The organism is Nitrosophilus kaiyonis (assembly GCF_027943725.1).
Taxonomy (GTDB): domain Bacteria; phylum Campylobacterota; class Campylobacteria; order Campylobacterales; family Nitratiruptoraceae; genus Nitrosophilus_A; species Nitrosophilus_A kaiyonis.
Genome location: NZ_AP025696.1, coordinates 351,007 through 373,707 on the forward strand (window position 1 = coordinate 351,007; position 22,701 = coordinate 373,707).

Annotated in this window: 24 protein-coding genes and 1 pseudogene; 5 read left to right on the forward strand and 20 right to left on the reverse strand. The window is 30.2% G+C overall.

The features are described from left to right. Positions 1 to 205: 205 nt before the first annotated feature. The 8 genes and pseudogenes from QML81_RS01795 to gap all read right to left on the reverse strand — a co-directional run bounded on the left by QML81_RS01795 (position 206) and on the right by gap (position 8,212). Complete coding sequence (locus QML81_RS01795; RefSeq protein WP_281951480.1) at positions 206 to 1,168, reverse strand: ABC transporter permease; 963 nt, start codon at positions 1,166 to 1,168, stop codon at positions 206 to 208. Positions 1,169 to 1,419: 251 nt separating this feature from the next. Then, on the reverse strand, positions 1,420 to 2,121 hold the full coding sequence (locus tag QML81_RS01800; RefSeq protein ID WP_281951481.1) for a hypothetical protein: 702 nt from the start codon (positions 2,119 to 2,121) through the stop codon (positions 1,420 to 1,422). Between the two features lie 217 nt (positions 2,122 to 2,338). Beyond that, complete coding sequence (locus QML81_RS01805) at positions 2,339 to 3,604, reverse strand: porin (protein ID WP_281951482.1); 1,266 nt, start codon at positions 3,602 to 3,604, stop codon at positions 2,339 to 2,341. 399 nt (positions 3,605 to 4,003) lie between these two features. Then, complete coding sequence (gene fabI / locus QML81_RS01810) at positions 4,004 to 4,831, reverse strand: enoyl-ACP reductase FabI (protein ID WP_281951483.1); 828 nt, start codon at positions 4,829 to 4,831, stop codon at positions 4,004 to 4,006. 32 nt (positions 4,832 to 4,863) lie between these two features. Further along, positions 4,864 to 5,205: pseudogene (locus QML81_RS01815) on the reverse strand (four helix bundle protein). Positions 5,206 to 5,225: 20 nt separating this feature from the next. Then, entirely contained in the window at positions 5,226 to 5,927 is a 702-nt protein-coding gene (locus QML81_RS01820; protein WP_281951485.1) for a triose-phosphate isomerase, read from the reverse strand. Between the two features lies 1 nt (position 5,928). Next, the gene (locus tag QML81_RS01825; protein WP_281951486.1) at positions 5,929 to 7,128 is read right to left on the reverse strand and encodes a phosphoglycerate kinase; all 1,200 of its coding nucleotides are present in this window, start codon (positions 7,126 to 7,128) and stop codon (positions 5,929 to 5,931) included. Between the two features lie 91 nt (positions 7,129 to 7,219). Beyond that, on the reverse strand, positions 7,220 to 8,212 hold the full coding sequence (gene gap, locus QML81_RS01830; RefSeq protein WP_281951487.1) for a type I glyceraldehyde-3-phosphate dehydrogenase: 993 nt from the start codon (positions 8,210 to 8,212) through the stop codon (positions 7,220 to 7,222). Between the two features lie 258 nt (positions 8,213 to 8,470). Here gap and nadD point away from each other — a divergent pair, with 258 nt between their 5' ends. Beyond that, entirely contained in the window at positions 8,471 to 9,010 is a 540-nt protein-coding gene (nadD, locus tag QML81_RS01835) for a nicotinate (nicotinamide) nucleotide adenylyltransferase (protein WP_281951488.1), read from the forward strand. A 144-nt stretch (positions 9,011 to 9,154) separates the two neighbouring features. On the opposite strand, the gene rsfS is transcribed toward nadD, so the two are convergent. From rsfS to QML81_RS01860, 5 genes are all read right to left on the reverse strand, one after another. Continuing rightward, positions 9,155 to 9,478: a ribosome silencing factor gene (gene rsfS, locus QML81_RS01840; protein WP_345741151.1), complete on the reverse strand. Its 324-nt coding sequence runs from the start codon at positions 9,476 to 9,478 to the stop codon at positions 9,155 to 9,157. Positions 9,479 to 9,495: 17 nt separating this feature from the next. Next, the gene (gene argS, locus QML81_RS01845; RefSeq protein ID WP_281951490.1) at positions 9,496 to 11,082 is read right to left on the reverse strand and encodes an arginine--tRNA ligase; all 1,587 of its coding nucleotides are present in this window, start codon (positions 11,080 to 11,082) and stop codon (positions 9,496 to 9,498) included. A gap of 87 nt (positions 11,083 to 11,169) precedes the next feature. Then, entirely contained in the window at positions 11,170 to 11,409 is a 240-nt protein-coding gene (locus tag QML81_RS01850; protein ID WP_281951491.1) for a Sec-independent protein translocase subunit TatA/TatB, read from the reverse strand. Positions 11,410 to 11,548: 139 nt separating this feature from the next. Continuing rightward, positions 11,549 to 12,163, reverse strand: a complete 615-nt coding sequence (gene gmk / locus QML81_RS01855) for a guanylate kinase (RefSeq protein WP_281951492.1) — start codon at positions 12,161 to 12,163, stop codon at positions 11,549 to 11,551. Then, positions 12,160 to 13,044 (reverse strand): hypothetical protein, encoded by an 885-nt coding sequence (locus QML81_RS01860; RefSeq protein ID WP_281951493.1) that lies wholly within the window; start codon positions 13,042 to 13,044, stop codon positions 12,160 to 12,162. Before QML81_RS01860 ends, gmk begins: the two co-directional genes overlap by 4 nt. 80 nt (positions 13,045 to 13,124) lie before the next feature. Here QML81_RS01860 and QML81_RS01865 point away from each other — a divergent pair, with 80 nt between their 5' ends. Continuing rightward, complete coding sequence (locus QML81_RS01865) at positions 13,125 to 13,643, forward strand: phospholipase D-like domain-containing protein (protein ID WP_281951494.1); 519 nt, start codon at positions 13,125 to 13,127, stop codon at positions 13,641 to 13,643. 179 nt (positions 13,644 to 13,822) lie between these two features. Here the strand turns inward: QML81_RS01865 and QML81_RS01870 are convergent, their stop codons facing one another. From QML81_RS01870 to QML81_RS01900, 7 genes are all read right to left on the reverse strand, one after another. Beyond that, positions 13,823 to 14,506, reverse strand: coding sequence for an ABC transporter ATP-binding protein (locus tag QML81_RS01870; protein WP_281952028.1), 684 nt, complete (start codon positions 14,504 to 14,506; stop codon positions 13,823 to 13,825). A 54-nt stretch (positions 14,507 to 14,560) separates the two neighbouring features. Next, positions 14,561 to 15,478 carry a translation elongation factor Ts gene (gene tsf / locus QML81_RS01875; protein WP_281951495.1) on the reverse strand — a complete coding sequence of 306 codons (918 nt, stop codon included), beginning with the start codon at positions 15,476 to 15,478 and terminating at the stop codon, positions 14,561 to 14,563. After that, positions 15,478 to 16,269 carry a 30S ribosomal protein S2 gene (gene rpsB, locus QML81_RS01880; RefSeq protein WP_281951496.1) on the reverse strand — a complete coding sequence of 264 codons (792 nt, stop codon included), beginning with the start codon at positions 16,267 to 16,269 and terminating at the stop codon, positions 15,478 to 15,480. The genes tsf and rpsB overlap by 1 nt, the downstream gene beginning before the upstream one ends. A 133-nt stretch (positions 16,270 to 16,402) precedes the next feature. Beyond that, positions 16,403 to 17,110 carry a radical SAM protein gene (locus QML81_RS01885; RefSeq protein ID WP_281951497.1) on the reverse strand — a complete coding sequence of 236 codons (708 nt, stop codon included), beginning with the start codon at positions 17,108 to 17,110 and terminating at the stop codon, positions 16,403 to 16,405. After that, positions 17,110 to 17,577 (reverse strand): thioredoxin-dependent thiol peroxidase, encoded by a 468-nt coding sequence (bcp, locus tag QML81_RS01890; protein ID WP_281951498.1) that lies wholly within the window; start codon positions 17,575 to 17,577, stop codon positions 17,110 to 17,112. Before bcp ends, QML81_RS01885 begins: the two co-directional genes overlap by 1 nt. 138 nt (positions 17,578 to 17,715) lie before the next feature. Beyond that, positions 17,716 to 18,141 carry a 2-thiouracil desulfurase family protein gene (locus tag QML81_RS01895; protein ID WP_281951499.1) on the reverse strand — a complete coding sequence of 142 codons (426 nt, stop codon included), beginning with the start codon at positions 18,139 to 18,141 and terminating at the stop codon, positions 17,716 to 17,718. Continuing rightward, entirely contained in the window at positions 18,141 to 19,559 is a 1,419-nt protein-coding gene (locus QML81_RS01900) for an aldehyde dehydrogenase family protein (protein ID WP_281951500.1), read from the reverse strand. Before QML81_RS01900 ends, QML81_RS01895 begins: the two co-directional genes overlap by 1 nt. Before the next feature lie 136 nt (positions 19,560 to 19,695). Between QML81_RS01900 and ilvE the strand changes: the two genes are divergently transcribed. The 3 genes from ilvE to hisIE all read left to right on the forward strand — a co-directional run bounded on the left by ilvE (position 19,696) and on the right by hisIE (position 22,465). Continuing rightward, complete coding sequence (ilvE, locus tag QML81_RS01905) at positions 19,696 to 20,610, forward strand: branched-chain-amino-acid transaminase (protein WP_281951501.1); 915 nt, start codon at positions 19,696 to 19,698, stop codon at positions 20,608 to 20,610. Between the two features lie 106 nt (positions 20,611 to 20,716). Beyond that, entirely contained in the window at positions 20,717 to 21,769 is a 1,053-nt protein-coding gene (locus QML81_RS01910; protein ID WP_281951502.1) for a prohibitin family protein, read from the forward strand. 24 nt (positions 21,770 to 21,793) lie between these two features. Continuing rightward, positions 21,794 to 22,465: a bifunctional phosphoribosyl-AMP cyclohydrolase/phosphoribosyl-ATP diphosphatase HisIE gene (gene hisIE, locus QML81_RS01915; RefSeq protein ID WP_281951503.1), complete on the forward strand. Its 672-nt coding sequence runs from the start codon at positions 21,794 to 21,796 to the stop codon at positions 22,463 to 22,465. Positions 22,466 to 22,701: the final 236 nt, after the last annotated feature.

Genomic DNA, 22,701 nt, shown 5'->3' on the forward strand with positions numbered 1-22,701 from the left:
ATACAAATGTATATATTTTAGTATATACTAATATTTTATAATTGTCAAATTGATTTTATATTCTGCACTGATTTAATAGAGCGAAGCAATTGCAAATTTTAACGTAAAAAAGCGTTAAAAAAATTGCACTTAACCCGTTTGGGTACTTGTATTTACGATTTTTAGCTTTTTAGAGTTTTAAAAATTTGCTCTTTTGTTGAGTGCATTAGCCACGTTTAAAAAAAGGATTGAGTTTTAATAAAATTAAATCAGCAATAACATTTCCAAGAAGTGTTAAAAAAGCAGTTATTATCAATATTCCCATGATAACTGGATAGTCTCTTGAAAGTGCAGCTTGATAAAATAGAAGCCCCATTCCATTTATAGAAAATATTGATTCAAGTATTACACTGCCACCTATGAGTCCAGGAAGTGATAATCCAAGGATTGTGATAAGTGGTGGAGATAGATTTGGTAAAATAAACTTTTTTATTATAGTTTTTTCATCTGCGCCTCTTGCCTTAGCAAAAAAGATATAATCACTCTTTAATATCTCTAAAGTTAATGATCTTATATACATTGCAAAAGATCCAAAACTAACAAATATTATCACACTCAAAGGCAAAACAAGATGCCAAACCAGATCAAAAAATCTAAACATCCCCTCTTTTGGCTCTATAGAATATAATCCTCCAATTGGAAAAAGCTTTAAATTAACAGCAAAAACTATAATCAAAAGCAAAGCAAGATAAAATGATGGCATTGAAAAGCTTATAAGAGAAAACTGCTTAATTGTTCTATCAAAAAATCTATCTTGATTTATTGCAGCTTTTATGCCAACATAAATAGATAATAAAAATACGATAACCATGGAAGTTAGATTTATACCTAAAGTTATGCCAATTCTATCCATTATCTCTTTTGTTACGCTTTTTCCACTTGCAAAAGATATACCAAAATCAAAATGAAGCATAGCCCATATCCAAGAGATATATTGCTCCCACAAAGGCTTATCAAGACCATAAATTTTTTTAAGATGTTCTAAAGACTCTTTAGTAATATTTGGATTTAACTCACCTGCACTAAAAAAGCTATTTGGAGCTAGATGTATAGCAATAAAAGAGATAATGGAGATAATAAAAAGCATTAAGATGATGTATAAAAGCTTTTTTAGTATTATTTTCCTCAAGCTTTCCCTTTTTGTCATTAGACATTGGACATTGGCAACTTTTTCGTAAATCGTAATTCGTGAATCGTGAAAGGTAATTCAGAATTATTGCTAAGTGCTAAGTTATTACATATCACTAAATCATACCAATTCAAATCTTAACTCTTAAATCTTAGCTCTTAGCTCTAACTCACCTTATTCACCTATTCCACTATGCCCCTATTCCACTTTCTCATTTTCTCGCTCACCTAACTCACCATACTCAATTATATCTATTCCACCCAGCTTTTAACTTTGTTTTTCCATCTATCAAAAAAACCTTCCTCTTTTTTTTCTGATTCTGGTTTTTTTTCAACTTCTTGAAATTGCAAATTTTTTGCTTGACTGATTTTTTTAAGTTTTATCTCTTTCATCTCTTCTATGGAGTTTGTCAAATCATATAGTTTTGTTCCATCTTCACTTAATCTTAGTTTTATTATCTTTCCTCCAAATGAAGCAGGACCTATTTTAAATCTTTTCCCAAGACCTATTCTTATAATTCTCTTTTCTTCATCATATCCAGCAACAGTAAAATCCATATCCTCTTTTTCACCATCTTTGATAAGTGTCATTTTAAAGTTATCTTTGAAAATATACTGTAAACTTCCATCATCTGTTGACCAATGCCCTATTAATGCTTTTGCAAACTCTGGAAGAGCACTTTTTTGAGGTTTTACAAATTCTGTGTTTCCACCCTCAACTCCAATTTGCTCACTTTGAACAGCAGGTTTTAGAGTTTTTAACTGTCCAGTTACCTCTACCCAAGTGCCATCTTTTTTAAGAGCAATAGTTTTTCCACCCATTTTAGCCAAAGTTACATCTTCCCAAGTTCCATCAGGCTTTATAAGAGCTGTTTTTCCATTTGGTAGTACAACAATTTCTGCCGCCATTAATAGTGCAGCCAATCCAATAGACAATACAACTTTTCTTAACATGAAAATCCTTTTATAAGTTATGTATTTGTAATTTTTGAAAAAATAATTAAAAAAGATTTTACCAAATATAATATAAAGAGATTGTTAAGAAGTAAAAAATGTAGAATAAATTGAATTTAAAATGATTTTGTAGTGATGTTGAAAGATTTAAAAGAATATACTATATAAAATTGAGTGGGGAAAACCCACTCAACAAATATTTTAAGAAATTGCAAAATTAGAATCTATATCTTGCAACAACTCTGAATACATTATCATCTTTACTATCTTTTTGACCTTTTATAATTGCATCTTTATCATAGTCTTGCATAACATATTTAACTTGAAGATCAATTCCAGAAACTTTTGTAGAAGCTATCAAATCAAGCTCATTGAAATCGTTTCCTTTTCCATTATAATCTTTATTTAGATTCTTTTTGCCAGCATCTGTCATTGAATATGCAGCTGTTAAATTAACTCCATAAAATTTTGGAGTTTTAACTTTTATTTGCCAAGTATCTGCATCTTGTCTAATTGCATTTTGATTTAGAGTTTGTTGTACAAATAGTTTTGTTTTAACTCCACCTGCATTAAACATAGAAATATAACCATCATTTACACTGTCATAAGCAACAGACAATCCCCAATCTTGAATATTTGTAGCAATTTTTGCGCCCCAAGCATTTGTTTTGTCATCATAGCCTCCAGCATCTGCTGCATCTTTTAATTCATCATTAGTTATATCTATAATAGCACCTTGTAAAGCTACAGTTAAAGGAAAATCTCCTGCATTAAGTTTATAACTTAAATCTGCCCAATATGCATTTGCATCGCCTGTTACATTATAAGCCCAAACATTAAGATTTAAATTTTCTATACTATTATTAACAACCCCTAATGCATACACTGAAGCATCATCATGAAAAGTACTCATATCTTCATTAAATGACATAAATACATCCATCGGAGCACCAGGAGCATTATAATTTGCTTTATTTACCATTGCAAGTACTACAGTTGTATCTGGAAGGTCTTTATTTACTAAAACTGCTGCTTCGTAGCTGTTTTTGAAAACATTCCATGTTTCACTAAATGCAAATGGAGTGTTTAGATATTGTCTACCAAGTTTTAATGTAGTATTTCCAAAAGTTTTAGCTACATAAGCTTCTGGAATCCAAAATCCATCTAAATCATCATTAGTATCAGTAGCTCTTTGCATTACACCACTTACAAGGTTGCCTTCAAGTCCTAAAGTTCCTATAATATTTACAGTAACTCCTGCTTGAAAATCATTTCCAAGATCTGCTTTTGAAGCTATTTGTAAACCAACATTTCCTTGTGACACTTCTTTGTTAAACATATCTGGTGCGTCTTTATAATCATAATCATGTGTTTGATAATAAAGTACCGCTTGTCCTCCAAACTGAACATCCACATCCGCCATAGCTGCACTAGTAAATCCTAACGCCATAATTGCCGCTAAACTTAGTTTAGTCAACTTCATTCTTACTCCTTTTAATTGATAAGTTTCCATTTTTTTGGGATAACAACGAGAATTATAACATTTAATTCTTAAAAATATTTTATAAATAGTTAATTTTTTTATGATTTTTTTAACAAAAACAAATATTTGTAGCAAAAATAAATATAAGTCGATAGTCATTAGTCATTAGTTATTAGTCATTGGGAATTAGGAATTAGGTATTAGTATGTTACTACAGACTATAAACTAAAAACTCCTAACTTACCTAATCCTTATCCCATAACCTTTCAGTATTCTACCTTCAACCTTATTGGACATTGGACATTAATATTAAGAGTTAAGCTAAAAGCTAAACATTATCACTTAGCTATACTAAATCCTATTTACTTAACTCTTAAATCTTAGCTCTTACTTATCTACTCAACTTCCTCTATTTATCCTATCCCAAACCATAACGGTTTTACCTTCTATCTCTTCAACCTCTGCAAGTCCCATGATATTATATCCTGCATCAACATGATGAACTTCGCCTGTTACACCACTTGCAAGGTCGCTTAAAAGATACATTCCGCTATTTCCCACCTCATCAATAGTGACATTTCTTCTAAGAGGAGAGTTTGCTTCATTCCATTTTAAAATCATTCTAAAATCACCTATACCACTTGCTGCCAAAGTTTTTATCGGGCCTGCGCTAATTGCATTTACTCTTATATTTTGTGGACCAAGATCAGCAGCAAGATATCTAACACTTGCTTCAAGAGCCGCTTTAGCAACCCCCATAACATTATAGTGAGGGATATATTTTTCTGCTCCATAATAGCTTAAAGTCAAAATTGATCCACCCTCATTCATAAGTGGTAAAAGAGCTCTTGTTAGATCAATAAGACTAAATACAGAAATCTCCATAGCAATATTAAAAGCCTCTTTAGAAGTGTTTACAAATCTTCCATCAAGTGCTTCTTTTGGAGCATAAGCAACAGAATGAACTATAAAATCAATATTTCCAAAATCTTTTTCAAGTGAGTCTTTTAAAGCCTCAAGCTCTTCTGGCTTACTTACATCGAGAGGATACACCTTATCGCTTCCAAGCTCTTTTGCAATTGGCTCTACTCTTTTTTTAAGTGCATCATTTAGATATGTAAAAGCAAGCTCTGCACCTTGAGCTCTACAAGCTTTTGCTATACCGTAAGCAATCGATTTGTTGTTTGCAACTCCAACTATAAGTCCTTTTTTGCCTTGCATAATCATAAAAACTCCTTTTAAGTGTTAAGTATTAAGCATTAAGAGCTAAGATAATTTTTTAAGCCACTTAACATTTTTAATATTTCATTAATTTCTTTAATCCATTTAAAACCTATATTTTTATCAATATATCCTATTTCTATTCATATATAAATTTGTGTAATTAATTCAGCTGAAGAACCTTTTGAAATATCAATAAATCTTTTTCTTTCTTTTAATGATTCTTTTTCCATTCCTTCAGCAATATTACTTGCTATAGATAGAGAACTTTTTGTTATTTGATTTTTAAATCCAAAATCATCTATATTTTTAAATTTTTCATAAATTTCAACACATAATCTACAGCTTCTTTTCCATACATCTAAATTTTCACATTTCATCAAATCACCTAACTTAAATCTTAATTCTTAGTACTTAAATCTACCATTTCACAAAAACTATCAACATTCCAGCTGGCAGTTCCTATCAATGCTCCGTCGCAGTTAGATATAGAGATAATCTCTTTTATATTTGATGGTTTTACACTACCGCCGTATAAAAGTGGGGCTTTTGTTTTTGATCTTAGAAATTCTAAAACCTCTTTGATATCTTCATATTTAGCGCTTTTTCCAGTACCTATAGCCCATACAGGCTCATATGCAATAATTAAATTTTCATAATCTAAATCTATCCCTTCAAGTTGCATATCAAGATAAGAAAATATTAGCTCTTTTGAGCTTTCTCTAACTTCTATTGTCTCGCCTATACAATAAAAAATAGTAAAATTATTCTCTTTAAAAAATTGAAACTTTTTTGCAATAAACTCTTGATTTTCGCCCAAAATATGTCTTCTTTCACTATGACCTATAATAATAGTTTTTATATTAAACTCATTTAACTGCTCTAATCCAATCTCTCCAGTAAACGAGCCTTTTTCAGCTGGATAAGCATTTTGAACTCCAATAGTAGCTTTTGATTTATAGTTATCTAAAGCTGTAAATGGAGGAAAGATAAAAATATCAGTATCTGGATTTTTTGAATTTAAAAAATTATTTAATCTTTCAATATATTCTTTTGTTGATTTTCTTGTGTGATTAGTTTTAAAATTTGCTGCAAGTATCATCTTAATCTCCATTTTCTACTATCAAAGCAGCGACACCTGGAAGTGTTTTGCCTTCAATTAACTCTAAGCTTGCTCCGCCGCCAGTTGAGATAAATGTCATCTCTTCATCGTCACCTGCTCTTTGGACTAAATCGGCAGTATCTCCCCCACCAATAACTTTTGTAGCATAGCTTTGAGCTATAAAATGAGAAAGTTGAAAACTTCCTCTTGCAAACTTATCCATCTCATAAACACCCATAGGCCCGTTCCAAAGAATAGTTTGTGCATCATTTAATGCTTCTCTAAATAGTCTAACAGTTGCTGGACCAATATCAAGCCCCATCCATCCTTTTGGTATCTCTTTGTAAGTGACATATTTTATAGGAGTATCTTCACTAAAAGTTTGAGATACAACAAAATCAACTGGAAGATATAGCTTTACTCCAAGTTTTTTTGCTTCATCAATGATATTTAATGCATCTTGAATTAAATCATCTTCTACTATAGAGTTTCCTACCTCTTCTCCAAGAGCTTTTAAAAATGTAAAAGCCATACCGCCGCCGATAAGCATTTTATCAACTTTTGGCAAAAGATTTATTAGAGCTTTTAGTTTACTTGAAACTTTACTTCCTCCAACAACTGCAACAAAAGGTCTTGTAGGTCTTTTTAATAGATGATGAAAAAATTGTATCTCTTTTAATAACAAAAATCCTGCTCCTTTATGATCTTGGTCATAATAGTGAGTAATCGCTTCTACAGAAGCGTGTGCTCTGTGGCTTACTCCAAATGCATCATTGATATAAAATTCTCCAAATTTACTTAGCTCTTTTGCAAATTCTGGATCATTTTTTGTTTCACCCTTTTCAAATCTTAAATTTTCCAAAAGCAAAATTTCACCATTTTTTAAATTTTCATATTTTTTCTTTGCATCTTCACCAATTACATCTTTTGCCATGATGATATCTTGTTTTAAAAGAGTATGGAGCCTTTTAGCTACTGGTTTTAATGAATATTTTTCATCATATCCTTTTGGTCTTCCAAGATGACTTGCCAAAACAATTTTACAGTCGTGATCTAGGCAGTATCTTATAGTTTGAAGTGCAGATCTAATTCTTCTATCGTCAGTTATATTTCCAAATTCATCCATAGGAACATTAAAATCACATCTAATAAATACTGAACTGCCTGATAATTCTAACTCTTTTATAGATTTAATATGCACTGAACCTCCTTTTTAGAATTAAGTGTTAAGAGTAAAGATTTAAGATATTTAAGATATTTGATTATCACTCTTATTACTTACTACTTAACACTTAACTCTTAATACTAATATATTTAGCCATATCTACAAGTCTATTTGCATATCCCCATTCATTATCATACCAACTCATAATTTTTACAAAATTTCCATCAATAATTTGTGTAAGATCTAAAGCAACTATACAGCTATGAGAATCATTTATAAAATCTTGAGAAACTCTAAATTCCTCATCTATACCTAAAATACCTTTTAACTCATTTTGAGAGTAGTGTAAAAAAAGTTCATTTATCTCATCTTTTGTAGTTTTTTTAGATAAAACCACATCAAAATCAAGCAAAGACACATCAGCTACTGGAACTCTAACGCTTCTGCCATCAAGTTTGCCTCTTAAATTTGGTAAAACTTTGTCTATTGCCTTTGCAGCTCCTGTTGTAGTTGGTATAAGATTTATAGCTGCTGCTCTGCTTCTTCTTAAATCCTTTCTGTGTGAATTATCTAACAGATTTTGATCATAAGTATAGCTATGAACAGTTGTTATAAATCCTTTTTCTATTCCAAAATGTTTATCAAGAATTTTTGCTATTGGAGCTAGACAGTTAGTTGTACAGCTTGCATTTGATATTATATTTTCACCTTTATATTCATTGTGATTTACACCTAAAACATATGTAGGTGTATCATCATTAGCTGGAGCAGATATGATTACTTTTTTGGCATTTTTCTCTAAATGGTGTTTTGTATCTAGTTTTGATAAAAAAAGGCCACTGCATTCAAATACAATATCGGCTTCAAAATGAAGATTTTTTGGATCTTTTTCATTAAAAAATTTTATCTTTTTATCATTTATATATAAATTTTTATCATCAAAATCTACTTTTTCATTAAATTTTGAGTGGACACTATCATAATGCAATAGATATGCTGCATTTTGAACAGGCATAATATCATTTATAGCAATCAGATTTAAAGTATTATCATTTAAAATATTTCTTGCTAATGCTCTTCCTATACGTCCAAAACCATTAATAGCAACATTTATCCCCAATATTCGCCTTTATAAAAATTTTGATTATTTTATCTAAAAAAAGATAAAATTTTGGTAACTATTAATGGTGAGTGAGATGAGTTAGATTTAAGAATTAAGAGTTAAGATTTAAGTAAGCAGAATTTAGTGACAGTGATAGTGATTGTGGATAGTGGTATATAATAACTTAATACTTAACTCTTATTACTTAGCACTAATTCTTAATTACGAATTACGAATTAAGTAGCTAATGACTAATGACTAAATATAAGGAATATAATGAAAATAGCGGTTTTTGGAGGAAGTTTTGATCCTATTCATTTAGGGCATATAAAAATAATCCAAGAGGCTTTAAAAAATTTAGATATTGATAAACTTATAGTAGTGCCAACCTATTTAAATCCATTCAAATCAAAATTTGCAGCTCCTCCAAAACTAAGAGCCAAATGGCTTAAGATTGCTCTTTTTCCTTATAAAAAAGTTGATATATCTTTATTTGAGATAAAAAATCAAAGACCAACATATATGATTGAAACTATAGAGTATCTTAAGAAAAAATATCATCCAACAAAAATATACTTAATAATAGGTGCTGATAATATAAAAGATCTTCATAAATGGCACAATTTTAAAAAACTAAAAAATGAAGTTGAATTTGTAGTTGCAAAAAGATCAAGAATAAAAGTTCCTTCAAAATATAAAGTTTTAAATGTGAATGTTCCCATTAGTGCAACAGAACTTAGAAAGAAACCGATAAAAAAATTTTTACCAAAAATTGTAGCTAATGAAATAATTAGATTTTATGAGCATTGTCATTAGACATTAGACATTGGTCATTTGTCATTAGTAATTGGGAAATAGTATTAAGTGTTAAGTTTTCAACTAAATTGTACTTATTTAGCTCTTAAATCTTAATTCGCTTCGAGCATGGACAACAAATATTTGTTGTCCTAAGACTTTGTTTTACTCTTGCTCTTTTATCTCTTCAAGAAACTCTTCAATATTATATCTTTTTCTATATGCTTCAGTCATTATATGAACTATTATATCACCAAGGTCTATAACAACCCAATCTTCACTGCTTTGAATTTTTAAAAACTGTTCGCCTTCTGGTTTTAACTTCTCTTTTAGAAAATCAAGAAGTGCTAATGTATGTTTATCACCTAAAGATGTGGCAATAACTACAAAATCTACAAAATATCCTTTATCTCTTAGATCAAATATTTGTACATCTTCAGCTTTTTTCTCTTCTAAAAGCTCTTTTATTCTTTGAACTCTTTTTTCAATATTTTTCATTTATCTTCCTACATTCTATATTTTGCTTCTATTCCAAGAAGTCTAAGACCAACTCTAATACTCATAGCAACTACAGCAAAAAGTTTTAAATATTTATCTTTGTTTTGTGTTCCTAAAACTTTATTTGCATTATAAAATCTATGAAATTGAGCAGCAAGAGCTTTTAAATAATCTGTTACTTTTTGCAACTCTCTTTTTTCAAATGCATCTTCTATAACTTCTGGAAGTAGTAAAGAGATAAAAAGTAGATTTTTAGCATCCTCATTTAAATCATAAAGCTTTACATCTAAAATATCTTCTACACTTTTACCAGACTTTTCAAATACAGAATTTATTCTTGCATGTGCATAATTTATATAATATACTGGATTTGATGCATCCTCTTTTTTCAAATCTTCAACATCAAACTCAAGATGAGTATCAGCCTTTTTACTCAAAAATATAAATCTTAAAGCATCAGCACCAATATCTTCAACCACATCACTCATCAATATAAAATTTCCAGCCCTTTTACTCATTTTATAAGGTTCACCACCTTTTAATAAAGACACCATTTGAGATAAAATTATCTCTAATTTATCAGGATCAAATCCTAAAAATTTTATTGCTGCTTTTACTCTTGCAATATATCCGTGATGGTCAGCTCCCCAAATATTTATATAATGATCATATCCTCTTTTAAACTTATCATAATGATAAATAATATCTCCTGCAAGATATGTTGGTCTTCCATCTTCTCTTACAACAACTCTATCTTTTTCATCTCCAAATTGTGTAGATTTGAGCCAAATTTTTCCATCTTTATGATAAAGGGCATCTCTTTTTTCCAAAATTTCCATAACTTTTGGCCACTCATCATAAAGTTTTTTTTCACTAACAAAGTTATCAAATTCAATACCAACATCTTTTAAATCTTTTTTTATTAGCTCCATCATTTTATCTTTAGCCCAATCGGCAAGCTTTGGAATAAAAGCCTCATCTACAAAAATCTCATTCCCAAAAATTTTAGCCGCCTCTTTTGCCAAATCAACTATATATTCTCCTCTATAAAACTCATCAGGCCATTTTACCTCTTCTTTTAATATCTTCTCTTTTCCAGATAAAAAAATAGAGAGTCCCAAAAGATATATCTGATTTCCAGCATCATTTATATAATACTCTTTTGTTATTTTATAACCCAAATGTGAGCCTATTCTAGCTATTGCATCTCCTATAACTGCCCCTCTTGCATGTCCAATATGCAGAGGTCCTGTAGGATTTGCACTTACAAACTCTAATAAAATAGATTCATCTTTTTCATCTTTTCCAAAGTCTTTTTCATTATTTAGAGCCCAAGTTGCATAATCATTTAAAAATTTTTCACTTAATTTAAAATTTATATACCCTTTTACAGCCTCTACACTTTCAAAAATATCCTCTTTTTTAAAGATATCTGCTAATTCATCAGCTATAATCATAGGAGATTTTCTAAGCTCTTTTGCCATAGAAAAAGCAATAGGAGTAGCATAATGACCAAAATTTTTATCTTTTGGTTTTTCTAATACTATTTTTTTTTCAATATGTTTTGAAAGTATTGATAAAACTTTTTTTTTCAAAGTTTATCCTTTATGAGTATTAAGTTATAAGAGCTAAGTGTTAAGTAATAACATCTTAATTCTTAACACTTAACACTTAATTCTAAATTATGCTTCTTTCTTTTGTGAAGTTTGTGAAGTTTCAGAAGTTTGTTCTGTACCTTCTATCTCTTTTTTTGTTTCTGTTTTTGCAGTTGTAGTTTCTTCCTCATCCTCTTTCATAGCTTTTTTAAAGTTTTTGATTCCGCTTCCTAAACCTTTTGCAAGTTCTGGGATTTTCTTTGCACCAAAAAGTAAAACTACAATTGCTAATATAACTAAAAGTTCTGGCATACTTGGCATACCCATAAGTTCTCCTTCAAATTTTGTTCTCAGTTAAAAAGTTAAAATTGTTAAGAATAACTTTTATAAATAACTACCAAACAATTTTAACTATAACTAATCTTATAATATTACATTTTTTAATCTAATAAAAGTATAAAAAATATTAATCAGACCACTCTTTAATAAAACTTTCCAATTCTTTATTTGAATATTTTAATTTAGCTGCTTTTGCTACAGCCAAAATCTCTTTTTTAGCCTCCTCAAATATGTCATTTATCAATAAAAAGTCAAACTCTTTTACTCTTTTTAACTCCTCTTTCGCATTTTCTAATCTTTTTTCAATAACTTCTTTAGAATCTGTCCCTCTTAATTCTAATCTTTTTTTTAATACATTTAAATTTGGAGTTGTTACAAAAACAGATGTTGTAATATCATTAAATTTTTTTCTAATAGATTCATGCCCTTGTACATCAATATCAAAAATAACCAATTTTTCTTTTTCTAAAGCATCAAAAACGGGCTTTAAGGATGTACCATAATAGTGCCCGTGAACATTAGCCCACTCTAAAAAAAGCCCTTTTTTTATATCCTCTTCAAACTCATCTTTTGAAACAAAATAGTAATTGACTCCTTCAATTTCCCCTTCTCTTTTTGGCCTAGTGGTAGTAGAAATACTAAAATATACATTATCTAAATTTTCTAAAATCACTTTTATAAGTGAACTTTTCCCCGCTCCACTTGGACCAGAAACTACTAAAAGACTACCTTTCTTTATCATTTCTTTTTCTTTTTTTTCTTATTGAAGTTTATTTTTATTGTAATTTCCATACCATCTAAAAGTTCTCTAATCGTATATAAATCTAAAGCTCCCATTAAAGCTTTAATCTTCTCTTCACTGCTCATTGGCTCAGGCTTAGACTCTTTTTCATTTTTATAATTATTAAGTTTTTCTAAAATAGCTGGCTCTTTTTGCTCTTCTAATTCCTCTTTTTCTTCTTGAGTCTCTTGCTCTAGATTCGCTTCTTTTGTCAATATCTCTTGAGGTTTTTCCTCTTCTAGAAGTTCTTGTACCTTTTCAAGCTCATTTTTATCTAAAACTCCACTCTCTTCCAATTCATTTTCTGGTATAAAAGGTTCCTCTTCCTCTTCCTCTTCAAACTCAACTATTTTTTCTCTTTCAATGTTTTCTTCTAATTCCAATGGTTCTGGTAAATTTTCTTCTATTTTTTTATCTTCTATTTCCGGAATTTCATTTAAAGAGAGTATATCTGTTGGAGTCTCTTCTTTTTCTTCATAACTTATTTCTTCTTGTTTTTTTTCTTCATGCTCTTTTATATATGCTATTTTAGATTTTAATCCTCTTAATAATTCTATTAAATCTGTTGGTAAAAAAGGTTTTGTCAGAGTAAAATCAAATTCTTCAAACTGTTCATCTTTTGAAGAGGTAATAAGACCTATTTGAGAAAACTTAATATTTTTTCTAATCTCTTTTAAAAAATTCTCATCATACATCTCATCATCTATAAAAACAACATCTACTTCGCCATTTGGAAGATTATAAACATTATCACACTCTTCAACTTCAAACCCGGCTTTTGGAGCACTTAATTTTAACATCCTTGATACTACAGGATTTTTATTTATAAGTAGCAGTTTCATAACGACTCCAATTTATATTTTGCTATATTTTATAATTTTTTTGCTTTAATTATATTAAGGTTCTTATTAAAGGGAGAATAATGAAAAAAATTTTGCTAATTTTTGTTTTGGCAATAACTCTTTTTGGGAAAAATCTATATTTTATGCCTTATGAATCAAAAAAGGCTTTAAATCATCTTTTAAAATCAATTGATCTTGCTAAAAACAAAATAGATATATTAATTTTTAGTTTTACAAATGAAGTAATTGCCAAAAGATTAAAAAATGCTGCAAAAAGGGGAGTAAAAATTAGAATAATTTTTGATGAAAAGACAAATTTAAAAGATAGATATTCTCAAATTGGATATTTGGCAAAATATAAAAATATCTATCTTTACTATATTAAAGGTAAACCATATAAAGATAAAAATAGTTTTGGGAAAATGCATATAAAACTTATGATAATTGATAATAAAAAAATTGTTTTAGGATCAGCTAACTACTCCTATTCAGCCTTTTATAAAAATTATGAAATTTTATATTTTGATGATGATTTAAGATTAGCAAAAAAGAGTGAAATATATTTTGATAGAATTTTAAAAGAAGCAGAGGAGTATTGACATCGGACATTTTGTTCGTGAATCGTGAACCGTAATTCGTGAATCGTAATTTGGATTTTGGAATTTATTACTTGAAACTAATTTATCATTGGACATTAGCTTCTTTACAGCTTGCCCATCTTTAACTTTCTTTCTCTCTCATTTTCTCATTTTCCCACTTTCTCACTTTCTCACTCACCTCACTCACCTAAAACTAATGATCCGTTTTCCAATCTATAAACTCTATTGCATCTTTTTGCAAGTTCTAAGTCATGTGTAACTAAAAAAAGAGCTGCATTTTCCTCTTTTATATATTCAAAAACTTTGTCCATAACTTCATTTGCGGTTTTTTTGTCAAGATTGCCTGTAGGTTCATCAGCAAATATAATTTTTGGTTTTTTTGTCAAAACTCTTGCTATTGATACTCTTTGCTGCTCTCCGCCACTTAGCTCAGTCACTTTTTTGTTTATAACTTTTTCTATTTTAAATTTTTTTATTATCTCTTCATCTATTTTCTCTTTTGCAAGCAAAGAAGCTACCATTATATTTTCATAGGCACTAAAACCTTTAAAAAGATAGTGAGATTGAAAAATTATTCCAATTTTTTCTCTTCTAATTTTTAATACCTCTTTTGGTTTTATAGAATAAATCTCTTTTCCAAATAGATAAACTTCTCCACTATTTGGTTTTAATAGAGTTGATAAAATATGCAAAAGTGTTGATTTTCCGCTTCCACTAACACCAACAACAGCAATTGAGTCATTTTCATTTAAAGTTAAATTAACATTGTTAAAAAGAGGATAATCAAAAGAGTGAGAGATATTTATAGCTTTTAAAAGTTGTGAAGGAGTGAAAGAGTGAAGGTGCGAAGGAAAAGTGTCTATATTTTCTCCACTTCTTTCCTTCACAGCTTCTCACCTTCTCCGCTTTCCAGCTTATTATTTCATTTGAGCAGCAACTTCTGCAGCAAAATCATCTTGTTTTTTCTCAATTCCTTCACCAAGCTCATATCTTACAAATTCAATAATTTTAGCAGTTCCACCTGCTGCTTTTGCAGCCTCATCTAATACTTGTTTAACACTTTTTTTGTCATCTTTAACAAATTTTTGTCCAAGAAGAGTATTTTCCTCTACAAATTTTTTAATTTTTCCAGGAATAATTTTTTCTATAATGTTTGCAGGTTTTCCCTCTTTTTCAAGTTGAGCTCTTGCAATCTCTTTCTCTTTTTCTATAACAGATTCTGGAATTGCACTCTCATCAAGATATTTAGGATTCATTGCTGCTATATGCATAGCTATATCTTTTAAAAGATCTTTTATTGACTCGCAAACCTCTTCTTTATCACATGTTGCAGCCACAATAACCCCAATTTTTCCACCCATATGAACATAACCGTTAACTACACCATTACCTTCAACACAAATTTTGTCAAATCTTCTAACTAAAATATTTTCACCAATTTTAGCAATTTGAGCTTTCATAAACTCTTCAAATTTAACGCCATCAATCTCAGTCTGAAGTAGATCCTCAACTGAGTCAACTTCACTAACATGAATATGCTTTGTTGCTTTTTTTACTAACTCTTTAAAATTATCATTTTGCGCAACAAAGTCAGTTTCAGAGTTTATTTCACTTATAGTAGCACATTTGTAATCTGGGCTAATCTCTACAGTTATTGCACCTTCACTTGCAACTCTATCAGCTTTTTTAGCAGCTTTAGCCATACCTTTTTTTCTTAATATTTCAACAGCTTTATCAAAATCACCTTCTGCTTCAATAAGTGCCTTTTTACAATCCATCATTCCAGCACCAGTAGCTACTCTTAGCTTTTTAACATCTGCAGCACTAATATTCATTATTCTTCCTCCTCTTTTGCAGCCTCTTCTTTAGCTTCTTCTTTTACCTCTTCAATCTCTTCTTGTGTAACCTCTTCTTTTTCCTCAGCTTCTTCTTCAGCCATTTCTTGCTCTCTTAACTCTTTTCCTTCTATAATAGCTTCAGCCATCTCTTTACAGAAAAGTTGTATACTTCTAATAGCATCATCATTTCCAGGAATTGGATAATCTATAACATCTGGGTCACAATTTGTATCAAGTGGCGCAACAACAGGAATTCCTAATTTATTTGCTTCTTGTACAGCGATATGCTCTCTTACAGCATCAATAACAAAAAGCATATCAGGCAATCTTTTCATATCTCTAATACCGCCAAGAAAATTTTCAAGTTTTTCTTTTCTTCTTCTAAGCATCAAAGCTTCTTTTTTTGTTAAAAGGTCCATTTGACCACTTTTTTCCATCTCTTCAATTACTTCAAGTTTTCTAATAGATTTTTTAATAGTATTAAAGTTTGTTAATGTTCCACCAAGCCATCTTGAATTTACATATGGCATACCACATTTTTTTGCATACTCTTCGATAGCATTTTGAGCCTGTTTTTTTGTTCCTACAAAAAGAATAGTTTGTCCCTCTTTTGCAGCATCTCTTACAATATTGTAAGTGTATCTGAAAAATCTAAGAGTCTTTTGTAGGTCGATAATATGGATATTTTTTCTTACACCAAAGATATAAGGTTTCATCTTTGGATTCCATCTTCTTGTTTGGTGTCCAAAGTGTACACCACACTCCAATAAGTCCTTCATAGTTACCATGTTTACTCCTTGATAAATTTAGGTTTTGCCTCCGCAGTCATCAACGGCCATTGCCGCAACCCTTCAAGGATTACTGCGTGTGTAATAAAAGGCTCGCAGATTTTACTAAAATATAGCTTAATTTTAGCTTTTTTTAATATTTAGGAAATAGGTTTGCTTTTTTCAATCTTTTTTCAACTGGTGGATAAAGTATTACACTTTCATATTCTAAATATCTGCTATTTGAAATTTTTTCAACTCTTCTTTTAAGTTTTTCTATATCTTTTTTCTCTGAAAAGCTCACCATAATTGAAGGATGAAAAGAGATATTATATTTAGATAGATTTTCTAAAGCTTTTAACTGATAATAAAAAATATCCTCTTTAGCTCCTGTAATTTTCGAAAAATCTTTTGATGTTGCAGCTTTTATGCTTACTCTTACATGTAGATTATCAAAAGAGGATAAAGATTTTGCATATTTTTCATCATACCCTATCAAAATTCCATTTGTTTCTAATATAAAAAGAAAATCTTTTGGAATCAATTCTAAAACTTTTATAAGATGCTCTTTACATATGGTAGGTTCATTTCCACTTATTCTTAATTTATTAATTCCATGTCTATTTGCAATTTTTAAAAGTTTATCAACTACCTCATCGGGAGAATAAAATCTCCCATATTTTTTAGGATTTGTTATCTCTTTCCAAGCCCAACAAAAAAGACATCTTAAATCACAACCAACACAATCTGCTGTTGCAATACCACCATAAAATTTTGCAGCTCTAAATCTATAATATTTTCTTCCTAAATTTTTACAAACAATATTTTTAGTCTCATTAGCAAGTTTTATAGCATCAAACATTAAGATTGTAACTCTTTTAATTTCTCTTTAACTTTTTCAACATGCCCTTTTACTCTAACTTTTGGCCAAATAAAAGCAATATTTCCATCAGGATCAATCAAAAAAGTAGATCTTATAACACCTTCATACTCTTTGCCATACATCTTTTTTATTCCCCATGCGCCATAAGCTTTAAGTACTTCTCGATTTTCATCACATAAAAGAGTAATTTTTAGATTTTTCTTTTCTATAAATTTTCTGTGGCTTTCACAACTATCTGGACTAACTCCTAAAATCACAGCATCAAGTTTTTCAAACTCTTCTAATTCACTTGTAAAATCGCAAGCTTCAGTTGTACATCCAGGAGTATTATCTTTTGGATAAAAATATAAAACAACCCATTTACCTTTTAAATCTTTCAAACATATCTCAACTTCATCTTGATTTTTTAAACAAAACTCAGGCGCTTTTTTACCTATCTCTAACATGGTTCTCCTTTTTAATTTTGACATTAGATATTAAAACTTAGTGTTAAGTATTAAGAGTTAAGTGCTAAGTTTTTAAATTATCACTAAACTTTAAACCTAAACTCTTAGCTCTTAAATCTTAATTCTAACTCACCATACTCACCTTACTTCTACAAACTTTGCCTCACTATATAGCTCTTTTATCTTTTTTGCAAAAATTCCCATTCCTTTTTCATTGCACAAATTATAATCTTTATCATAAATTTTTGCACTTTTTAATGCACAGCTTGGGGATTTTGATTTAAAATAAAAGATATCAACTTCTGAAAAAGAGTTATAAAATCTTTGTGCCTCATTTTCCAATAGTTTTGTAAAATCCCTTTTGCTATCACTTCCTATTGCTAAAATTTCATTTTCTATCAAAAAAAGATCTATTGTCTCTCTCGGTGAACCAAGAATATTTACTTCAGGACAAAAAGGAACAACTTCATAACATTTTAATTTATGCAATAAATCTTCATTTCGTTTATTTTTACCATCATATCTACAATTTAATCCAAGCAAACATGCACTTACCGCAACCATTAGCAAATAACCACAGATTTAATCTCAGTAAACTCTTCTATTGCAAATTTTGGTCCCTCTCTTCCAATACCAGATAGTTTCACGCCACCATAAGGCTGAATATCAAATCTTAATGTTGGAATATCATTTATCACTACTCCACCAGCCTCTGCATCATCTATAAATCTTTTTGTAATATTTAAATCATTTGTAAAAATAGAAAATTGTAGTCCATAAGGCGAATCATTCATCATTTTTATAGCTTCATCATAACTTTTAACTTTTACAAGACTAACAATTGGTGCAAATACCTCTTCACAAACAATTTTCATATCAGGCGTAACATCTGCCAATATAGCTGGATAGAAATATCTCCCTTCTCTTTTTGGTGGAAGTATAGCTCTTGCACCAGCTTTTATAGCACTTTCTACCCAATTTTGAGCTCTAATGGCAGCTTCTTCATTAATAAGAGGTCCCATAAAGGTATCTGGTTCATAAGGGTCTCCAACTTTTAATCTATGAGTATCTTCTGCAAGTTTTTTTGCAAACTCTTCATAAACATCTTCATGAACATATATTCTTTGCAAACTTATACATACTTGACCACTATTTACAAAAGCTCCAACTGAGCATCTACTTGCAGCCATATCTAAGTCTGCACTTTTATCTATAAAAGTTGCTGCATTTCCACCAAGTTCTAAACTAACTTTTTTAATTCCAGCATTTTTCATTATAATTTTTCCAACAGCAACACTTCCGGTAAAACTTATTTTTCTTGGTATATCACTGCTAACAAGAGCATTTCCAACTTCTGCATCTCCATACACTACACTTAACATATCAGGAATGGCATATTCACTTTCAATAAAAGTTTTTGCAAGCAGATATCCGGTATATGGAGCCTCAGGTGTTGGCTTAAATACAACACTATTTCCAGCAACAAGAGCAGGGCCTAATTTATGAGCTGCAAGGTTTAGTGGAAAATTAAATGGAGTTATTGCAACTACAACACCTAATGGGACTCTTTTATAAAAAGCTTGAGTCTTTTTCCCACTTAATGTTGCATCTGTATTAATTGTTTCACCAACTAAACCTATTGCAGCTTGAGCACTTAATTCTAAAGTCTCTATACATCTATCAACTTCTACTCTACTAAAACTTATGGGTTTTCCTACCTCTTTTGTAATTGATAGAGCAAACTCTTCTTTGTTTTCTTTTATCTTTTTAGCTACATCTTTAATCCACTCAACTCTTCTTGAGAGTGGAAACTCTTTAGATTTTTCAAATGCTTCTTTTGCAATTTTTAAGGCTTTTTTTGCATCATCTGCATTACATATTGGAAATATAGATACAACTTTATCATTGAATGGACTTTTTATCTCACCAATTTTTTCTTTTATTGCTGGAGTTGAGCCAAAATAGAGTCTTGCTTCATTCATTCTTTATCCTTCTAAATTAAAATTTAAATAGTTTCTTAATCCTAAATTCTTAATACTTAACTCTATATTATAATTTAAACTATATTTTGATAGACTTAAGGCATTTTTAAAAAGATAAAATTTTATGGAGCAATATATGGAAAAAGCTAAATATATTTGGATGGATGGAGAGTTTGTTGATTGGGATAATGCAAAAGTTCATATATTAACTCATACTCTTCATTATGGCAATGGAGTATTTGAAGGAACAAGAGCATATAAAACAGATAAAGGTTTAGCAATTTTTAGATTAAGAGACCATACAAAAAGGCTTTTAAACTCAGCAAAAATTACTGTTATTAAAACTCCTTATTCACTTGAAGAGTTAGAAGAAGCACAAATTGAACTTTTAAGAAAAAATGATTTTAAATCAAATGTTTATATAAGACCTTTAATCTATCTTGGTTACGGAATAATGGGACTTTATCATGTAAATGCTCCTGTAAATGTAGCAATCGCTGCTTGGGAGTGGGGAAGTTATCTTGGTGATGAAGGTTTGGAAAATGGTATTAGAGTAAAAATAAGCTCATTTACAAGAAATTCTGTAAAATCAACTATGGGAAAAGCAAAGGCTGTTGCAAACTATCTAAATTCACAGATGGCAAAATATGAAGCAATTGAGGCTGGATATGAAGAAGCCTTGCTTCTTGATGAAGAGGGTTTTATTGCAGAGGGAAGTGGAGAGTGCTTTTTTATAGTAAGAGATGGAGTTTTAATAACTCCACCAAATGATAACTCTTTAGAGTCTATCACTCAAGATACTGTTTTAAAAATAGCTGAAAAAAAAGGCATAAAAATAGAACGAAGAAGAATAACAAGAGATGAAGTGTATATTTGTGATGAAGCTTTTTTTACAGGGACAGCAGCTGAAGTTACACCTATTAAAGAGGTTGATGGAAGAGTTATAGGAAATGGTAAAAGAGGAGAGATGACAAAAGAGCTTCAAAGTGCCTATTTTGATGTTGTATATGGAAGAGATAAAGATTTTGAACATATGTTAACTTATATTTAGATGAGTAAGTTGAGTATGATAAGTAGAGTGAGTAAGTAAGTTATTTTGTCTTACTCACCTAACTCAACTTACTCATCTTACTCAACCAAACTAAAAAAGGAGAATTATGCCAGCGGATTTGAATGATTTTTTTAAAAAAAGAAAAGATGAAGAAGAGGGCTCTAATATGCCTGAATTTATGAAAGATTTTGGCAAAAAAGCAACATATATATATGTAATTATTGTTTTGGTAATATTATTAATTATTGCAAAACCTTATGAGATTATAAATTCTGGTGAAGTGGGTATAAAAGTTACTGCAGGTAAATATGACCCAATTCCCCTTGAACCAGGAATCCATTTTTATATTCCTGGTATACAAAAAATTATAAAAGTTGATACAAAAGTTAGAATCATTAACTATAAAGCCGAAAAAGAGGCTCCAAGTTTTGGAGCACTAAGAGAAGGCATTATTGAAAAACCAGCTATAGAAGTTTTGGATGCAAGAGGTCTTCCAGTTTCTATAGATATAACAGTCCAATATAAACTTAATCCTCAAGGCGCTCCACAAACCATTGCAACTTGGGGCTTAACTTGGGAAGAAAAAATTATAAATGCAGTTGTTAGGGAAGTGGTTAGAAATGTTGTTGGAAGATATAAAGCTGAAGAGCTACCTATAAAAAGAAATGAGATTGCAAAACTTATAGAGTCTCAAATAAGAGAAAAGATAAGCTCTTTACCAAATAAACCAGTTACTTTAGTCGCTGTTCAACTTAGAGAAATCTCACTTCCACCTAAAATAAAAGAGCAGATTGAGAGAGTTCAAATAGCAAAACAAGAGGCTGAACGAGTAAAATATGAGGTAGAAAGAGCAAGACAAGAGGCTGAAAAAAGAGCAGCTCTTGCAAGAGGTGAAGCTGAAGCTAAAAAGATTAAAGCGCAAGGTGAAGCAGATAGAATAATGATTGAAGCGAAAGCACAAGCTCAAGCAAATATAGTGATTGGTAAAAGTATAACTCCAGAGTTACTTCAATTAAAGCAGATTGAAGTTCAAGGAAAATTTAATGAGGCTCTAAAAGCAAATAAAGATGCAAAAATTTTCCTTACTCCAGGTGGAGCAGTTCCAAATATTTGGGTAGATACAAAAGATAAACAAAAAGCAACATCAGTGGGAAGATAACTATTCCCATTTTAAGGTTTATAAATGAAGTTTGATATAAATTGGGAAAAAAATTCATTAATACCAGTCATTGTTCAAGATATCGAAAGTAATGAAGTTTTAATGCTTGCATATATGAATAAAGAGGCTTTTGAGAAAACATTATATACAGGATATGCACACTACTTTTCAAGAAGTAGAGAAAAGCTTTGGAAAAAAGGTGAAACAAGCGGGAATATTCAAGAGGTTAAAGAGATTTTATTAGATTGTGACAGCGATACACTTCTTTTAAAAGTAAAACAAACTGGGCCAGCTTGCCATACAGGAAGAAAAAGCTGCTTTTATAAGGATATTAAAGGTGGAGAAATTATAAGTGAACCAATAAAAAATCCTAATGAAATGTATGAAAATGTTATAGATACTCTTTATCATACAATACAAGAAAAAAAGGATTCAGACCCAAATATATCTTGGACCGCAAAACTTTTTAGCAAAGGTGAAAACACAATCTTAAAAAAAGTAATAGAAGAGGCAGGAGAGTTCTGTTTTGCTATTAAAGATAACAAAAAAGAAGAGATAATTTATGAATGTGCAGATTTAGTTTATCACTCTTTAGTAGCTCTTGCATATAAAGATATATCCCCAGAGCTTATTAGAAAAGAGCTAAAAAGAAGATTTGGTATAAGTGGTATTGAGGAGAAGAAGAGTAGGAAATAAAATAGGGGCATAGGTGACAAGGTGGTAAGGGGATAAGGAGTGAAGTGAGCAAAGGCAAAGCAAAGGCTTTAGGACAATAACTGCTTGTTGTCCGTGCCTGAGCGAAAGCCTTGAGTATATGTGAGTCCGAAAAACAATATTTTTCGTGACAAATATACGAAAGGCTGGTTTACCTTGAAGAAAATCAAGCTAGCGAAGCAAGCAAAGATTTTCGGTTAGTTTTAAGCGGGATAGTG

Bases quoted from the DNA above. Each gene is read 5' to 3' on its own strand.
- QML81_RS01800 (WP_281951481.1), bottom strand. From the start codon at position 2,121: ATGTTAAGAAAAGTTGTATTGTCTATTGGATTGGCTGCACTATTAATG.
- QML81_RS01805 (WP_281951482.1), bottom strand. From the start codon at position 3,604: ATGAAGTTGACTAAACTAAGTTTAGCGGCAATTATGGCGTTAGGATTT.
- fabI (WP_281951483.1), bottom strand. From the start codon at position 4,831: ATGATTATGCAAGGCAAAAAAGGACTTATAGTTGGAGTTGCAAACAAC.
- QML81_RS01820 (WP_281951485.1), bottom strand. From the start codon at position 5,927: ATGATACTTGCAGCAAATTTTAAAACTAATCACACAAGAAAATCAACA.
- nadD (WP_281951488.1), top strand. From the start codon at position 8,471: ATGAAAATAGCGGTTTTTGGAGGAAGTTTTGATCCTATTCATTTAGGG.
- QML81_RS01850 (WP_281951491.1), bottom strand. From the start codon at position 11,409: ATGGGTATGCCAAGTATGCCAGAACTTTTAGTTATATTAGCAATTGTA.
- gmk (WP_281951492.1), bottom strand. From the start codon at position 12,163: ATGATAAAGAAAGGTAGTCTTTTAGTAGTTTCTGGTCCAAGTGGAGCG.
- QML81_RS01860 (WP_281951493.1), bottom strand. From the start codon at position 13,044: ATGAAACTGCTACTTATAAATAAAAATCCTGTAGTATCAAGGATGTTA.
- QML81_RS01865 (WP_281951494.1), top strand. From the start codon at position 13,125: ATGAAAAAAATTTTGCTAATTTTTGTTTTGGCAATAACTCTTTTTGGG.
- tsf (WP_281951495.1), bottom strand. From the start codon at position 15,478: ATGAATATTAGTGCTGCAGATGTTAAAAAGCTAAGAGTAGCTACTGGT.
- rpsB (WP_281951496.1), bottom strand. From the start codon at position 16,269: ATGGTAACTATGAAGGACTTATTGGAGTGTGGTGTACACTTTGGACAC.
- QML81_RS01885 (WP_281951497.1), bottom strand. From the start codon at position 17,110: ATGTTTGATGCTATAAAACTTGCTAATGAGACTAAAAATATTGTTTGT.
- bcp (WP_281951498.1), bottom strand. From the start codon at position 17,577: ATGTTAGAGATAGGTAAAAAAGCGCCTGAGTTTTGTTTAAAAAATCAA.
- QML81_RS01895 (WP_281951499.1), bottom strand. From the start codon at position 18,141: ATGGTTGCGGTAAGTGCATGTTTGCTTGGATTAAATTGTAGATATGAT.
- QML81_RS01900 (WP_281951500.1), bottom strand. From the start codon at position 19,559: ATGAATGAAGCAAGACTCTATTTTGGCTCAACTCCAGCAATAAAAGAA.
- ilvE (WP_281951501.1), top strand. From the start codon at position 19,696: ATGGAAAAAGCTAAATATATTTGGATGGATGGAGAGTTTGTTGATTGG.
- QML81_RS01910 (WP_281951502.1), top strand. From the start codon at position 20,717: ATGCCAGCGGATTTGAATGATTTTTTTAAAAAAAGAAAAGATGAAGAA.
- hisIE (WP_281951503.1), top strand. From the start codon at position 21,794: ATGAAGTTTGATATAAATTGGGAAAAAAATTCATTAATACCAGTCATT.